This is a genomic window from Thermococcus sp. ES12 (genome assembly GCF_012027515.1).
Taxonomy (GTDB): Archaea; Methanobacteriota_B; Thermococci; order Thermococcales; family Thermococcaceae; genus Thermococcus; species Thermococcus barossii.
The window spans coordinates 287,591-301,825 of sequence record NZ_SNUP01000001.1 but is presented as its reverse complement, the minus strand read 5'-3'; the positions used below and the strand labels follow the sequence as shown (position 1 = coordinate 301,825).

Sequence of the window (14,235 nt, the reverse complement as noted above, 5' to 3'; positions counted from 1 at the left end):
AGTGGAAAGGTTTAAGGGGTAATATGGCCTTCTTATGGCGGTGATAGAAAGTGGACGAGAGAGAGGCACTCATAAAGGCAGGGGAGATAGCACGCCAGGTAAAGAAGGAAGTCTCCACCATGATAAAGCCCGGCGCAAAGCTATACGACATCGCAGAGTTCGTGGAGAGGCGCATAGTAGAGCTCGGCGGAAAACCCGCTTTTCCGTGCAATCTATCTATAAACGAAATCGCCGCCCACTACACGCCGTACAAGGGCGATGATAGCGTCCTTAAAGAGGGGGACTACCTCAAACTCGACCTCGGCGTCCACGTGGACGGTTACATAGCAGACACCGCCGTAACGTTCAGGGTGGGAATGGAAGAAGACGACCTGATGGCCGCCTCCAAGGAAGCACTGGAGAACGCCATAAGCGTGATACGTGCGGGGGTCAAAATCAGCGAGATTGGGAAGGTAATAGAGGAGACCATACGCGGCTACGGCTTTAATCCAATAGTCAACCTCAGCGGCCATAAAATAGACCGCTATAAGCTTCACGCAGGAGTGAGCATCCCGAACATATACCGGCCCAACGACAGCTACGTCCTAAAGGAGGGGGACGTCATCGCGATAGAGCCCTTCGCGACCACCGGTGCAGGACAGGTCATAGAGGTTCCGCCGGCGCTCATATTCATGCACATTCGCGACAGACCGGTGAGGATGGCCCAGGCCAGGAGGCTTCTCATGCATATAAAGAAGGAGTACAACGGCCTCCCATTCGCCTACCGCTGGCTTCAGGGCTTCATGCCGGAGGGTCAGCTCAAACTCGCCCTGGCACAGCTCGACAGGGTTGGGGCGATTTACAGTTATCAGATACTAAGGGAGGTTCGCGGCGGGCTGGTGAGCCAGTTCGAGCACACGGTGATAGTCGAGAAGGATGGAGCGTACATAACAACCTGAATCTCTTCTCTTTTAACTTTCCTTTAACGGCCTCAGGTTGAGGGAATGGCATCAGAATTGATAGGAAGGGAATGGAACCCTTGCGGGCTCGGCAGTTTGGCGCCGGGGCAGGGATTTGAACCCTGGTGCGCAGAGCGCACGGGATCTCGAGTCCCGCGCCTTCCCAGGCTAGGCTACCCCGGCGCGATTGGGTGTTCTCGGGGGAGTTTTATAAATCTTTCCGCGAAAAATTTATTAACCTTAATTAACTAAAAGTCCCCGGTTGCAAAGGTTTAAATTATCGGCCGCCCTAATAATAAGTGAAAAGGAGGTGGCAGAAATGGTCGGTATTCTTGTGCAGGAGGTTATGACCGACAGGTTCCAGAAAATAGACATCGACGCCCCGCTTTCTGAGGCGATCGGGATTTTTGAAAAGGAAGACCCCGACCTTATTCTGGTCTTCGACGGAAACCTGTACAAGGGAGTCCTGACCCAGGACCTGATAGTACGCTCCCACCTCAAGTGGGACCCAACCAAAGCCAAGGTTAGGGACGTCTACAAGACCGCTCCCGTTATAAAGCCGGATGAGGACCTTAGCAAGGCCGCCAAGCTCATGATTGAGGTTGACCTGCGCTCCCTCCCAGTCGGGGAGAGCAAGGCTGAAATCATAGGCGTTATAAGCGATATGGAGCTCCTCAACAGGATCGTTAAAGAGGAGTTTGGAAAAAAGAAAGTTGAGGACTTCATGACAAAGGACGTTATAACCCTGAAACCCGAAGACACGGTCGCGAAGGCGCTCGCAACGATGCGCGACCATGCGATTTCGAGAATACCCGTTGTCAACGAGGAGGGAAGGCTTGAGGGCCTCGTTACCCTGCACGACCTGATAATCAGGTTCATCAAGCCCCGATTCAAGGCCCAGTACGGTGAAGTAGCCGGTGAGAAGATACCGCCCTTCAGCATGCAGCTCCGTGATGTCATGATTAGGGGTGTTATAACGATACCCGCCGAGGCAACGCTGAGGGAAGCAGTCAAGACGATGATGGACAACGACATAGATGGGCTTGTTGTCGTTGACGACGGCAACAGGGTAAGGGGAATCCTCACCGTCAAGGACATGCTCCTGCCCATATCGAGGATGGTTGAGAAGGAGGCTCGCTTCTACCTCCAGCTCGGTGGAGACGCAGACGTACTCAGTGACTTCACGAGGGAGAGAATAATCGAGGACGTAAAGCGCTTCGTTGACGGCTACGAGGACCTCCTTGGTCAGGAGGGCATAATCTACCTCTACATCAGGCGCTTCAACGAGCGCTTTAGAGGGGTGCACCTCTACCAGGCCAGGATGCGCGTTGTCACTGATAGGGGAGTGTTCGTGGCAACCGGGGAAACGTGGGGCGCCATACAGGCAGTCCACGACGCACTCAGGGCCATTGAGAGGCAGCTCCTCCAGAAGGCGGAGCTTGAAAAGGACACCCGCTACTACAAGCGCTTCCTTGAAAAGATGGGACTTGAGTGAGGGGGTTATTCCCCCGGGAATTCCCTTTCTAAAATTCTTCTCTGGGTTCTGTCAAGCGTTCCAGGATCAACTACCAGGATCAGCGTTCCACCTGCAACGAGAACGTGGTCCTTGACGTTGAGAAGGAACTTGAGGACGTTTTCAAAGCCGTTCTCCACTATCAGATATTCAACGGCATCTATGTAGACAACCCTATAGCCACTCTCAACGGCCTTGGCTATCAAGTCAGTAAGTATGTCTATCTTGGTTGGGCTTATCGCGTATATCTCAGGAGATTGGTGTATCTGCCCCTCCATGACCCGGGTAACCCAAAAGACAAGGGCATTGGGATGAACGGCCTCCACGATTGAGTCCAGGCTTTCCCGAGTTACCATCAGCAGACTCGGTATCTCCTCTATCGCCCCAAATTTTTCCGAGACCTTTTCCCTGGATGGACATAAAAATGCACCCGGAGGAATGTTCTTTCTTCCAACTGCCGGAATCCTAGCCGGTGGAAACGGTATGAACACGAACTTAACCGCTCCCACAGCGGCCATGATGCGGAAGAGAGCACCAAGAAGGAAGCCCACTGGTGTGAACCAATGAAGATAGCGGGTGAAGGGGTACGTTAGGTTTAGGGCACCCAAGAGCATCAATCCTACAGGAAACAGTGAGTCTATACCGCGGCTGGATATCTCTTTCTCCCTAAGAACCATGCCGAAGTAAATCAGGGCCATACCGTAGAGGAAGGATGGAAAAGTGGACTCGATAAGAAAGTTGTCATGGAAAACATTTGCCGCCAGAAGGAACAGCCACACGTAGGACAGTACTAGAATCACAGAGATTGCAACTACATGCTTGAACTTGCTCGTGCTGTATTTAAGGTGGAGACCACCCCAGATTAAAAGCATCGCCATGAAGAAGTTGGGTATCTTGGAGGCTATTCTGTACGCGTCGTGGGCTATCTCGATTCCCAGGGGCGTGAATATATAACTTTCAACGTCCAAGGCGTTGATGAAAAAAGCGGCGGTAAGGAGTGTCCAGCTTTTTTCCCGCGTTTGATATGCTTTATAAAACACGGCAAAGAACAACACCCATCTAGAAAAGAAGTTGATGTATGAAACAGGATTATGAAAAGTCATCTCGTCATCACCGTTTTCTCCTGCTTCACCACCACGAGGCTGCCACTTGGAACGTTTCTGTCAACTATTACACCTGGGCCTACAAAAGCGTTACTCCCTATTTTCCTGCCGGGATAGATGCTCACGTTTATTCCGACCTTGACGTTGTGTCCTATTATCGCGCCGAGCTTCCTTCTCCCCGAGTCTTCAAGCTTCCCTTTAATCTCAACCTTCACCGTGCCCTTGTCGTGCCTCAGGTTGGCGGTGATTGTTCCGGCGCCAAGGTTGGTGTTCTCCCCGATTATTGAATCGCCAACGTAGTTGAGGTGGGGCGCGTTGCTGTGGTCCATGATTATCGAGTTCTTTATCTCCACGGCGTTGCCTATGTGGCAGTTGTCGCCGATGCTTGTGTAGGGCCTTATGAAGCAGTTCGGCCCGATGCGGGAGTTCCTGCCTATCTTCACGGGACCGATTATATATGCCCCGCTCCTCACCACCGTTCCCTCGCCTATCTCAACCGGAGGCACTATCGTTGCCCCTTCCTCCACGATACCTTTGATACTGTGCTTGAGCCTGTTCTTGAGGAGATACTCGTTGAGCTCAAGCAGGTTCCAGGGTCTACCAACGTCGTTCCAGTAGCCGGAGTAGACGGCGTAAGCTACTTTCCTTCCGGCCTCAAGCATCAGGTTTAGCGTGTCGGTTATCTCGTACTCCCCGCGCTCGCTGACCGGGGTTTTCCTGATGAAGTCAAAGATGTCAGGTTTGAATATGTAGACCCCAAGGTTTGCGTAACCAGAAACCTTCCCGGGCTTTTCTCTCACTGCCATGACCGCGTTCCCATCAACCTCAACCTTGCCGAAGTGACTCAGGTCGTCGAATTCCTTGACGAGCAGGGCCGCGTCAGCCTTTTCCCTCCTGAAGACACTCACTAGCTCCTTTACCCCGTCTATCTCAAAGTATATGTCTCCGTTTGCCACTATGAACTCCTCGTTTTCGATAATCTCACCCACGGATTCAATGGCCTTCGCCGTTCCGTCTCCGGGGAGCTGCTCGATGTATGTTATGGGCTTTCCGTTGAACTCGTCCCCGAGGGCTTTGATCAGCTTCTCCTTCTCGTATCTGACGACCAGGATGAACTCATCAACGAAGGGATCGAGGTTCTCAAGCACGTACTCGATTATCGCCCTGTTGGCCACCTTGAGCACGACCTTTGGCCTGTCATCGGTCAGCGGGCGCAGCCTCTCACCCTTTCCGGCTGCGAGAACGACTGCCTTCACAGGATCACCCCCAGCAGGTAAACAACGACAGCGACTGAACCAAATGCGATCAGAAAACCCCTCCTACCTATGGATTCGGAGAGCGTAACGAGCGCTTTCATGGTCACTATGCTGACGACGAAAGCGGCAAGGAAGGCGGTGAACAGCAGCGAAACCGGGAGCGCCGGTTCCCAGCCGCCGAGGAACGCAAGTTTCATGACGAAGTAGATGGGAGCCACGATAAAACTCAGCTCAAGGGCCCGCTTCACGCTTATGCCTGTACACAGAAGACCGAGGAGAACCAGTCCGCTCCTGGAAAGACCTCTGAGGAGCGTAACCCCCTGCGAGAGGCCGGATATCATTGCATCCAGGAGTGTGGCCTCCCCCTTTTCCTCCCGGATGCGGCTCTCCAGCCCCTTGAACGGCGCCTCCGATTTTGTGCCGGCGAGAAGACCCAGAACGATTATCACAACGCCGATGGCGGCGTTCACCATGTCCGAGGTTCGGGGGCCGATAACGTCCCTGACCTCGGTTAGTATGGGGTAACCGAGGAGAACCGTGAAGATGGCGGCGTAGAGAAGGTACCTTGTGTCCGAGTCAAAACTCTTCCGGAGGGCGTTCTGGGAACCGAGGGCTATCTTCTCCTTGAAGTAGAAGAGAACCGCGAAGGTAACCCCCAGGTAGGCGGGCACAAGGTAATCCACGTAGGCCGGGTCAATGCTGTGAAGAAGGTTTGAGACGAAGTACCCCTCGGGACTGATGGAAAGCCAAGATGAGAGCGCAACGACGATGCCTGAAACGAGGGGAGCTATGTATTCACCGATGCTAACCATGGCAACCACACCAAGGGTTTTAATTCCCCAGAACATAAACTTTTCGAGGGATGGTTATGAAGCTGACCATTGTGTACGAGAACCATGCCGGATTCAAAAAGGGTCTCCTTGGCGCCCACGGCTTTTCGGCGCTCGTGGAGCACGGCGAGAAGAGGGTTCTCGTTGATACAGGGACAGATGGGAGCGTGCTCCTCCACAACATGGAAGAGCTGGGAATCGAGCCTTCCAGCATAGACTTCCTTTTCATCACCCACGGCCACTACGACCACACCGGCGGGATGAAGGCACTCCTCGAAGCCAGAACGAAGCCGCTAAAGGTTATAGGACACCCCGAGATCTTCAGAAAGAGGATAGCCCTGAAACCCAGGAAGCGGGACATAGGAATACCTTTCAGCAGGGAGGAGCTTGAGGAGCTCGGTGCGGAGTTCGTTCTCAGGAAAGAGCCCTTCGAGTTCGCACCGGGGTTCTGGAGTTCAGGAGAGATACTCAGGCGGGCGTGGGACAGGGCGGTTGGCTACGTCGAAAAGGATGGGAGGCTCACAAAAGACCCTGTTCCCGACGACATCGCGCTGATAGTTGATCTCGGGAACGAAGTGGCGGTCATCACCGGCTGCGGTCACTCGGGGATGCTCAACATAGCGTGGCACGCGGAGGACGTTAGCGGAAAACCCGTTAAAGCTCTCATCGGAGGTTTGCATCTCATCGGGGCGAAGAAAGAGGTGCTGGATGAGGTGGCGGAGAGAATTGACGCCGAAAAACTCTACGCCGGCCACTGCACCGGGATTGATTCCTACGCTTACCTGAAGGCCATTCTCGGCGGGAGGATAGAGCCGCTCCACGTTGGGAAAGTCATTGAGCTTTAGCGAACCTTTAAATACCCGGCCGAAAAGCTAACCACCGCGAGATAAGATGAGAGGTGAGAGAGATGAAGAACCCGTTCGAGAAGATGCCAACGGTGCTTACCGCTGACGAGCTCATCGACAAGGCCTTTCGGAGGGCCGAAAAGGCTGCCTCGGCCTTCACGCCGAGGGGAAGCGCGAGAGCCAAGGCAAGGCAGAGGGAGGAGCTGAGGGTAAGGACCGTCTCCAATGTCGTGAGGGACAACCTCAGGAAGCTCCTCGATAGGACCCCCGGCGTTTCGGAGCTGCCCGCTTTCTACAGGGAGCTGGTTGATACGCTCGTTGACCGCGACCAGTTCCACCGCTCCCTTGCGAGGGTAAACTGGGCGATAAAGACGATACGCAACCTTGAACAGCGTTACGTTGAGAAGATACGGTACGAGCGGGACCCGGAGGAGATAGCCAAGCTGAGGAGACAGTTCTACGGCAGGGTTGCCGACGTCCTCAGGGACATCGCCGACGACCTCGAGTACCTCAACCAGGCCAGGAACGTTCTCAAAGACCTTCCGGTCGTTGACCTTGAGCTTCCGACGGTCGTCATAGCAGGTCATCCCAACGTCGGAAAGAGCACCCTGCTGAGGGCCTTAACCAACGCGAGGCCGGAGGTGGCGAGCTACCCCTTCACCACCAAGGGCATAAACGTCGGCCAGTTCGAGGAGCACTACCTCAAGTACCAGGTCATAGACACGCCCGGCCTTCTCGACAGGCCGCTGAGCGAGAGGAACGAGGTCGAGAGGCAGGCGATTCTGGCCTTGAAGCACCTCGGAAAGGTCATCGTTTATATCTTCGACCCCAGCGAGTACTGCGGCTACCCGATAGAGGAGCAGATGCATCTCTTCGAGGAGATACACGAAGAGTTCGGCGAGTTCCCCTTCATTGTGGTCCTCAACAAGGTGGACATAGCGGACGAGGAGAAGGTTAAGCAGGTGGAGGACTTTGTAAGGGCCAGGGGGCTTGACCCACTCCGGATTTCGGCGCTTAACGGTGAAGGTCTGGACGAGCTGAAGGAGCGCGTCATAGAGCTCGTCAAGCCGATGGTCGAGGAGCAGGCGAGGAGGATAATGGAGAAGGAGCTGAGGAAGTACAGGAAAGAGCTGGAGCTCTGATACATTCTTTTTCTTCGCGATCGCCGGGGATTCCTTGAGGATACCTGCAGGAAATATTTGAGTTTCTTCCAGTTCTAAAGGAGGAGCGGCAAGATAACGGGGTATGTGGGACTGTCAAAGCTGGGCGTTCTTAAGAGGTTGGAGAACCTTGGCACTCGATTGGTGAAAGCAACGATTAGCTCAGGGAGTACAACTCGGATCAGCGGATATCCTGCGGATCTGCGGAGATAGCTTTTGGGGAAAGAAATGAATAAAAACGAAAACGTAAAATAGTCAAAGTTTGACAATTATGATTGGTGTATCCTGATGGAAACACTGAAAAGCCTCCGCCTCCTTGTCATTTTAATAGTTGTGCAGGCCCTTTTCATTAGCCCCCACTACACCCATGCGAGTGACAGCATTGATAACGGACCGAAGGTTTACAGAATCGTCATGACGATCGTGACAACTTCTGACTGGACAACAATATCATCCGACGGAGTTGAATTTCTAAATTCCAAAATAACGGTTCTCCAGGGGGACGGTTCAGGGCTTAGAGTCTGGCATAGTGGAAACAAGGTTGGTATAACGAAATCTCCATTCAACATGACACTTGTGAAAGCAAACATAACCCTCATAATAAACCTCACAAGATGCGAAGGACTAACGCTAAAAATACAGAAGGGGGATATTGGATACTCATATGTACGGATTGTAAACATAAACTCAGAGACTCCTGTGCCTGTTGGAGAATTCAACAATTCGGGGTCAATACAAAATGATTCCACAAACCTTAGAGAATTTCCAGTCAGCTGCGAAAAAATCAAACAGAATGGCCCCCTAAGCCTTCCCAGCGGAGACGGAATACCAAAAATGGTGTGGGCTTTCTATTACCCCTGGTATCGAGCCGAACAATGGGACAGCGACCCGGCGCTGATAGATGTTCCGCTTCTCGGGAAGTACTCCTCTTCGGACCCCCGCGCGATAAGAGCTCACATCAAACTTGCAAAGGCTGCAGGTATTGACGGCTTCATAGTTTCCTGGTGGGGAGAGGGAACCTACACTGACCAAAACCTGAAAAAGATCCTCCCCATTGCCGCCGAGGAAGGATTCAAAGTAGCCATATATCTCGAATCCCTCGGTGGAGGCGGAAAACCCCGTCCTCCCAACGAGCTTAAAGACATGCTCAGGTACTTCTTCAGAACCTACGGAAGCGACGAACGGTACTTCCACCTGTGGGGGAAGCCGGTTATATTTGTCTGGGCCGCGGGAGCCACGCCTTTAGAGGTGTGGAAGGAAATATTCGAAGATCTCAGGGAGGAAGGATACGAGGGGGTATACATAGCCAACACCCTCAACCCGAAGTATCTTGAAGTGTTCGATGGTCTCCACACCTACGCCACAATAAATCTGGATTTGAGAAAGGTGTATCCAAGAGCCTTCATCCAGTGCAAGACCTACCCCCTCCTTGAGGAAACCCCAAAACCACGGATATGGGCCGCTACGATATCCCCAGGATACGATGATAGACACATTCCCGGAAGGGAAGGGCACTTCCAACCGAGAATGGATGGAAAATATTATCAGTACACCTTCAAAGCGGCTGTGGACAGCAATCCGGATTGGCTTCTGATAACCACCTTCAACGAATTTCCAGAGAATACATTCATAGAACCCAGCAGGAAGTACGGGTTTAAGTACATGCTTATGACTGCAAACTTTACTGCAGCATTTAAAGGTACGAAACCCAATATAACAGCCGTTCTCGAACTGAAGGAAAGATGGCGGCTTGAGGAGTTCGAGGAGAAGCCTCCAGTCGAGACAGAGAGCAGAACAGAAACCAAACCTTCAACCACAACTCAAAGTCCCACAACGACAACACTCCCCCCATCAACTACTACCTCTACCGCCTCGTCACATGTTCACGAGACAACGACCTCCCACTCCACTGAATCACCGGGAGATGGAGGAGAAGAGACTTCTGCAACCTGTGGTACAGGCGTGTTCATGCTCATAGTGCCGCTCGTCAGGATATTCACCAAACAGCGGAAAAAGGAGCTTTGAGATACCCAGTTTCAGTTTATAACCGCTTCGAGCCCATAAGATTTCAAGGAGGATGAACCTGCAGTACTGTCCGGTGTTCAAGGATCTAAAAACTACCCCTTCCCTTTATTTACTGAGTATGGGGGACACCCTCAATACTCCCGATCGTATGGTAAATTAAGAAAAGAACTCAGGCGCTCTCTTCCTTGATGAGAACGGCGTTTACAACGCCGTCCTGGCCGGGCCTGCTGGTGACGATGGCCCTACCGGCCTCGGTCTCGATGATGGCGCCCTTGGTGATTATGTTCCTCCTGACGTACTGCCTGTTGGCCGGGTTCTCAACGACGCTGATTATCTTGACCTTCCTGCCCTTGCCGTTCTCGAAGACGTTGGCGTAGAGGGCCTCGATGAGGCGAACCTTCCTGTTGCCGCCGTAGGTTCTGATTATCTTCTTCTTTTCCCTGTCCTCGCCTACCTTGGTGAAAGCCGGCTCCCTTCCAAGCTCCCTCTTCCTCTTCTTCCTAGCGAGGATAATCCTTCCGCCTGAGGGCTTTTTGAGTGACCTTCCCTGCCATATAGCCATTTATCTCACCTCATGAGCTTAATACTCAACCTATCGCCACTTTGGGGGGTTCGTTTATAAGCTTTTCTGGAAGGATTTTTAAAGCATTACCCCCATTACTCCGTTGGGTGGTGGCATGGGAGCGATTGACGCATTCACAGAGGCATTCTCGCTCGTCATCAAGAATAAGAAGCTCTACCTGCTCGTGCTACTCATGAGCCTCACAATGGCCCCGCTGGGGGCGTACCTGATTCCCAGCGACATCGGCTACGAGTACAATCAGACGAGCATGCAGAGGGGGAACGTTATCATCGAGGAGTATGGAACTCCAATAGGCGAGGACACAATGGACATGCTCGTGGAGATTCTAAAGGGGCTTGCCATATACTCCGTCGTAGCCATTATAGTGGGGGCAATATTCGAATACGGCGTCACGAAAGGAATTTTCATGCAGATTGAAGGCAAGGAATACTCCCTGGCCGGCATCCTGATGGAGGGGCTGAAACACTTTCCAGGGGTGATCCTGATAAACTTCATCTATGGCCTCATAATGATAGTTTTCATATCAGTCGCCGCAATTCCAATAGTCTTGGGAGTCATCATGATGCCGGCGGGAATCGTACTGGTGTTCCTCGGCCTGCTCCTGATGCTGGGCGTCCTGGCCTTTACCCTCGGTCTCTCGACTCTGGCGATTCCATTCTATGTGGACCGGGGAAACGTCGGAGCGGCGTTTGAGGCGTTCGGGGTGGCATTCAGGAACGTCCTCTCCACCACGGGCTTTGGGGTTCTCCTCGGGGTCGGGGTTCTCGCCATCATAACCGTGGCGAGTCCTATAGCCTTTGTGACCCAGATGGCACTTCCCGAAAACGTTGCCCCCTACGTTTCAGCGTTTCTCCAGGCACCCTTTGATGCCCTGCTCTATATGTTTGTCTGGGCAGGAGGGGTGGCGTTCTACAGGGAAATCCAGAGGATGGAAGAACTGAAAAAAGTTGACGAAGAGCTGGCAGAGCTGGGGATAGAGATCTAATCCCCATACTTCCTTTCCTTTGCTGCCTCCACAAGTCCCCTGAAGACCGGCGCCGGGCTCATCGGCCTTGACTTGAACTCCGGATGGAACTGGGTCGCTATGAAGTACCTCCTCCCCGGGAGTTCCAGTATCTCCATCCTCCTCTCATCATCGCCAGCTATTCCGCTGAAGACAAGGCCGGCTTCCTCGAACTTCTCTATATACTCGGGGTTGACCTCCCAGCGGTGCCTGTGGCGCTCGTAGATGAGCCCCTTTCCGTAGAGCTTCCTCGCGAGGGTTCCGGGTTTTACCTTAACGGGATAGGCACCGAGGCGCATCGTTCCGCCGAGCTTGTCGAGGCCCCTCTGCTCTGGCATCAGGTCAACGACCGGGTAAGGGGTCTGGGGGTCAATTTCGGTCGAGTGCGCGCCCTTCAGTCCGAGAACGTTGCGTGCGAACTCAACGACCGTCAGCTGGAAGCCAAAGCATATTCCAAGGAAGGGTATGTCGTTCTCCCTCGCGTAGCGTACGGCCAGCATCTTGCCCTCGGTCCCTCGCGCTCCAAAACCACCGGGGACTATTATGCCGTCAACGCCTTTGAGGAGTCCTGTTCCATGATTTTCAAGGTCCTCCGCCTCTACCCAGCGGATTTTGACCTTGACACCGTTGGCGACGCTGGAGTGCTTCAGGGCTTCCTTTATGCTGAGATACGAGTCGGAGAGCTTGACGTACTTGCCAACCACCGCTATCTCAACCGTATCCCTCAGGGACTTGTACCTCTCCACCATCCCGCGCCAATCCTCCAGCTCAGGCTCCCTCTCCGGAAGGCCGAGCCTCCTCGTGAGGTACCTCGCAAGGCCCTCCTTCTCAAGCATGAGCGGAACCTCATAGGTGTCCTCGACGTCGTAGGCGCTTATAACCGCCTCGGGGGGAACGTTGGTGAAGAGGCTTATCTTTTTTCTCGCACCCTCCTCAAGCGGATCCTCAGAGCGTGCCACAATCGCATCGGGCTGGATTCCGAGGGAGCGAAGCTCCTTGACGCTGTGCTGGGTCGGTTTGGTCTTCTGCTCGCCGACAACGCGGAGCTTCGGCACGTAGGTGACGTGAACGAAGGCAACGTTATCCCTGCCCTCCTCAAGCTGCATCTGCCTCGCCGCCTCAAGGAAGGGCATGCTTTCGATGTCGCCGACTGTTCCACCAATCTCAACGACAACGACGTCATGGTCACGGGCTATCTCCCTTATGCGCTCCTTTATCTCGTTGGTGATGTGCGGAATAACCTGAACGGTGGCACCGAGGTAATCACCGCGGCGTTCCTTTTCAATCACAGCGGAATAGACCTTCCCGGTCGTTATGTTGTGGTCGAAGGTGAGGTTGGTGTCAAGGAAGCGCTCGTAGTTGCCGAGGTCGAGGTCGACTTCTCCACCGTCGTCGAGGACGAAGACTTCGCCATGCTGGTATGGGTTCATCGTTCCCGCGTCGTAGTTGAGGTAGGGGTCTATCTTGATGTTGGTGGTTCTGAAACCGCGCGCCTTCATGAGCATTCCGAGGGAAGCGCTGGTTATGCCCTTTCCGAGACCGCTGACGACACCACCAGTGACGAATATGAACTTTGTCATGGCAAAACCTCCACCGGTTATGTCGTTGGTTGATTGGTGAGTGCTTAAAAGCTTTGTTGGTGGCTGTGGAGAAAAGCTTAAAAGGCTTCACGTTAGTACTATTTACCGATGTAACTATGGGAACTGGCGGTGTTGATGTATTCGAAACACTTCGAAGTAGGAAGTTCCTCGCCCTGCTCGCAATAGCGTTACTGGTGACCTACGTCCTGCCATTCCCGTTCATCCACGGTTTTCTCAGGGACTACTCAAGGGTCAGAGAGATTAGAGAGCGCATGGTAAAGGAAGACGAAGCCATAACCTGCCACGACGTCTTTGATGCAGACCCCTCGTTCTTCGGCTCACACGGAATGAAGTGCAACGATGAGTACTACCGGCCCGGTGAGAGAACAGTAACGGTGGATGGATTCCGGGTTTACGAGGACACCTATCACGAGTACCTGAGGGCAAAGAGGAACCTCCGGGAGGAACTACCGACCTTTGTGATCTTTGTAATCTTCGCGTTCCTCTCGTTTCTGGGGTTCAGCTACGCCATGGTGGACCTCGCAGTTGGGCTGGCGGGGGAAAACGGAAGGAGACTCAAAGAAGCCCTTCTATCGGGCCTCCGTGCAATCCCCGCCTTGGTTGCCGCGGAGATACTGGTCTTCATCGTGCTGGTACTGGTTCTGATACTCTTAGCGATACCAATGGCGATCTTCGGACCCCTTGGGAGCTTTATGGCCGGTCTTATAGCCGCTCCCGCCTTTGCCCTGGTTGTTCCGGCGTATTACTTCACAAAAGAAATCGGCCTGATAGGGGAGATATGGAGGGTCGCGAGGAACAATCCAGGGGGATACTTCACCCTGGGGCTTGGGCTGGCGGTGCTTGACACCCTGATGGCCTTTCAGTACCACACCTATCTCGGCATCGGGACTCTCTTTCTGATGCTCATCATAGGAGGGCCAAGATACCTGCTCAACAGCCTCGGTGCACTCTGGGTTTACCTCGATACACCTCCAGAAAACCAGGGGGAGAAGCAGTCAATCTAATTCGACCCCGTTCCCCTCTTCCTCCTCGGTCAGCTCCCTTATCTCGTACACCTTGAGGGGAACCTTCTTGAGGGCCTTCCCGATGACGGCCTTAGCGATTCTCTCGGCGTGCTCGATGGTCTGGGCGTTGTAGACCTTAATCGTGAGGTACATGCCCACGAGTCCAACCGAGCCTATCACGAAGGCGCTCTCAAAGTGCGCCCCGCAGACGGGGCACTGGGAATAGCCGATTTCAACACGCACGAAGTCGAGCTTCTCCTTGTTGAGGGCCTTGGCCACCTTGCTCACAGCCACGTTTATCGCGTCCTCGCTCGTCTCCACGTCCCTCACTATAATGGGTGCCTCCAAAACAACCACGTAGTCTCCCATAGCTC

The 14,235-nt window shown here is 53.5% G+C and carries 13 protein-coding genes and 1 tRNA gene; 7 read left to right on the top strand and 7 right to left on the bottom strand.

The features are described 5' to 3' along the window. The first annotated feature begins 50 nt into the window (after nt 1-50). Nucleotides 51-938: a type II methionyl aminopeptidase gene (map, locus tag E3E37_RS01635; RefSeq protein WP_167714512.1), complete on the top strand. Its 888-nt coding sequence runs from the start codon at nt 51-53 to the stop codon at nt 936-938. A 97-nt stretch (nt 939-1,035) separates the two neighbouring features. On the opposite strand, the gene E3E37_RS01630 is transcribed toward map, so the two are convergent. Beyond that, nucleotides 1,036-1,121 (bottom strand) — tRNA-Ser (locus E3E37_RS01630). Between the two features lie 136 nt (nt 1,122-1,257). Here E3E37_RS01630 and E3E37_RS01625 point away from each other — a divergent pair. Beyond that, a complete protein-coding gene (locus E3E37_RS01625; protein WP_167714511.1) occupies nt 1,258-2,433 on the top strand; it encodes a CBS domain-containing protein in 1,176 nt (391 codons plus the stop codon). Between the two features lie 5 nt (nt 2,434-2,438). Here the strand turns inward: E3E37_RS01625 and E3E37_RS01620 are convergent, their stop codons facing one another. From E3E37_RS01620 to E3E37_RS01610, 3 genes are all read right to left on the bottom strand, one after another. Beyond that, nucleotides 2,439-3,419: a DUF835 domain-containing protein gene (locus tag E3E37_RS01620; RefSeq protein WP_240921883.1), complete on the bottom strand. Its 981-nt coding sequence runs from the start codon at nt 3,417-3,419 to the stop codon at nt 2,439-2,441. 131 nt (nt 3,420-3,550) lie between these two features. Continuing rightward, nucleotides 3,551-4,810 (bottom strand): bifunctional sugar-1-phosphate nucleotidylyltransferase/acetyltransferase, encoded by a 1,260-nt coding sequence (glmU, locus tag E3E37_RS01615; protein WP_167714509.1) that lies wholly within the window; start codon nt 4,808-4,810, stop codon nt 3,551-3,553. Then, the gene (locus E3E37_RS01610) at nt 4,807-5,622 is read right to left on the bottom strand and encodes an undecaprenyl-diphosphate phosphatase (RefSeq protein WP_088864314.1); all 816 of its coding nucleotides are present in this window, start codon (nt 5,620-5,622) and stop codon (nt 4,807-4,809) included. The genes glmU and E3E37_RS01610 overlap by 4 nt, the downstream gene beginning before the upstream one ends. 56 nt (nt 5,623-5,678) lie before the next feature. Here E3E37_RS01610 and E3E37_RS01605 point away from each other — a divergent pair, with 56 nt between their 5' ends. The 3 genes from E3E37_RS01605 to E3E37_RS01595 all read left to right on the top strand — a co-directional run bounded on the left by E3E37_RS01605 (nt 5,679) and on the right by E3E37_RS01595 (nt 9,670). After that, nucleotides 5,679-6,485, top strand: coding sequence for an MBL fold metallo-hydrolase (locus E3E37_RS01605; protein ID WP_167715249.1), 807 nt, complete (start codon nt 5,679-5,681; stop codon nt 6,483-6,485). A 62-nt stretch (nt 6,486-6,547) separates the two neighbouring features. After that, nucleotides 6,548-7,627 (top strand): NOG1 family protein, encoded by a 1,080-nt coding sequence (locus tag E3E37_RS01600; protein ID WP_167714508.1) that lies wholly within the window; start codon nt 6,548-6,550, stop codon nt 7,625-7,627. 306 nt (nt 7,628-7,933) lie between these two features. After that, the gene (locus E3E37_RS01595; RefSeq protein WP_167714507.1) at nt 7,934-9,670 is read left to right on the top strand and encodes an endo-1,3-alpha-glucanase family glycosylhydrolase; all 1,737 of its coding nucleotides are present in this window, start codon (nt 7,934-7,936) and stop codon (nt 9,668-9,670) included. A gap of 169 nt (nt 9,671-9,839) precedes the next feature. On the opposite strand, the gene E3E37_RS01590 is transcribed toward E3E37_RS01595, so the two are convergent. Beyond that, a complete protein-coding gene (locus tag E3E37_RS01590; RefSeq protein WP_088864310.1) occupies nt 9,840-10,232 on the bottom strand; it encodes a 30S ribosomal protein S8e in 393 nt (130 codons plus the stop codon). A gap of 115 nt (nt 10,233-10,347) precedes the next feature. Between E3E37_RS01590 and E3E37_RS01585 the strand changes: the two genes are divergently transcribed. Then, the gene (locus E3E37_RS01585; protein ID WP_167714506.1) at nt 10,348-11,238 is read left to right on the top strand and encodes a hypothetical protein; all 891 of its coding nucleotides are present in this window, start codon (nt 10,348-10,350) and stop codon (nt 11,236-11,238) included. Here E3E37_RS01585 and pyrG read toward each other — a convergent pair. After that, on the bottom strand, nt 11,235-12,836 hold the full coding sequence (gene pyrG, locus E3E37_RS01580) for a glutamine hydrolyzing CTP synthase (RefSeq protein WP_167714505.1): 1,602 nt from the start codon (nt 12,834-12,836) through the stop codon (nt 11,235-11,237). The two genes, E3E37_RS01585 and pyrG, sit on opposite strands and share 4 nt — an antisense overlap. Nucleotides 12,837-12,952: 116 nt before the next feature. Between pyrG and E3E37_RS01575 the strand changes: the two genes are divergently transcribed. Next, on the top strand, nt 12,953-13,861 hold the full coding sequence (locus tag E3E37_RS01575; RefSeq protein ID WP_167714504.1) for a hypothetical protein: 909 nt from the start codon (nt 12,953-12,955) through the stop codon (nt 13,859-13,861). On the opposite strand, the gene E3E37_RS01570 is transcribed toward E3E37_RS01575, so the two are convergent. Next, nucleotides 13,853-14,230 (bottom strand): DUF555 domain-containing protein, encoded by a 378-nt coding sequence (locus E3E37_RS01570; RefSeq protein ID WP_088864306.1) that lies wholly within the window; start codon nt 14,228-14,230, stop codon nt 13,853-13,855. The genes E3E37_RS01575 and E3E37_RS01570 overlap by 9 nt on opposite strands. Between the last annotated feature and the right edge of the window lie 5 nt (nt 14,231-14,235).

Excerpts from the sequence above, each read along its gene's own strand:
- E3E37_RS01600 (WP_167714508.1), top strand. The coding sequence starts at position 6,548 with ATGAAGAACCCGTTCGAGAAGATGCCAACGGTGCTTACCGCTGACGAG.
- E3E37_RS01575 (WP_167714504.1), top strand. The coding sequence starts at position 12,953 with ATGGGAACTGGCGGTGTTGATGTATTCGAAACACTTCGAAGTAGGAAG.
- E3E37_RS01590 (WP_088864310.1), bottom strand. The coding sequence starts at position 10,232 with ATGGCTATATGGCAGGGAAGGTCACTCAAAAAGCCCTCAGGCGGAAGG.
- E3E37_RS01595 (WP_167714507.1), top strand. The coding sequence starts at position 7,934 with ATGGAAACACTGAAAAGCCTCCGCCTCCTTGTCATTTTAATAGTTGTG.
- pyrG (WP_167714505.1), bottom strand. The coding sequence starts at position 12,836 with ATGACAAAGTTCATATTCGTCACTGGTGGTGTCGTCAGCGGTCTCGGA.
- E3E37_RS01605 (WP_167715249.1), top strand. The coding sequence starts at position 5,679 with ATGAAGCTGACCATTGTGTACGAGAACCATGCCGGATTCAAAAAGGGT.
- E3E37_RS01625 (WP_167714511.1), top strand. The coding sequence starts at position 1,258 with ATGGTCGGTATTCTTGTGCAGGAGGTTATGACCGACAGGTTCCAGAAA.
- E3E37_RS01570 (WP_088864306.1), bottom strand. The coding sequence starts at position 14,230 with ATGGGAGACTACGTGGTTGTTTTGGAGGCACCCATTATAGTGAGGGAC.
- E3E37_RS01610 (WP_088864314.1), bottom strand. The coding sequence starts at position 5,622 with ATGGTTAGCATCGGTGAATACATAGCTCCCCTCGTTTCAGGCATCGTC.
- E3E37_RS01585 (WP_167714506.1), top strand. The coding sequence starts at position 10,348 with ATGGGAGCGATTGACGCATTCACAGAGGCATTCTCGCTCGTCATCAAG.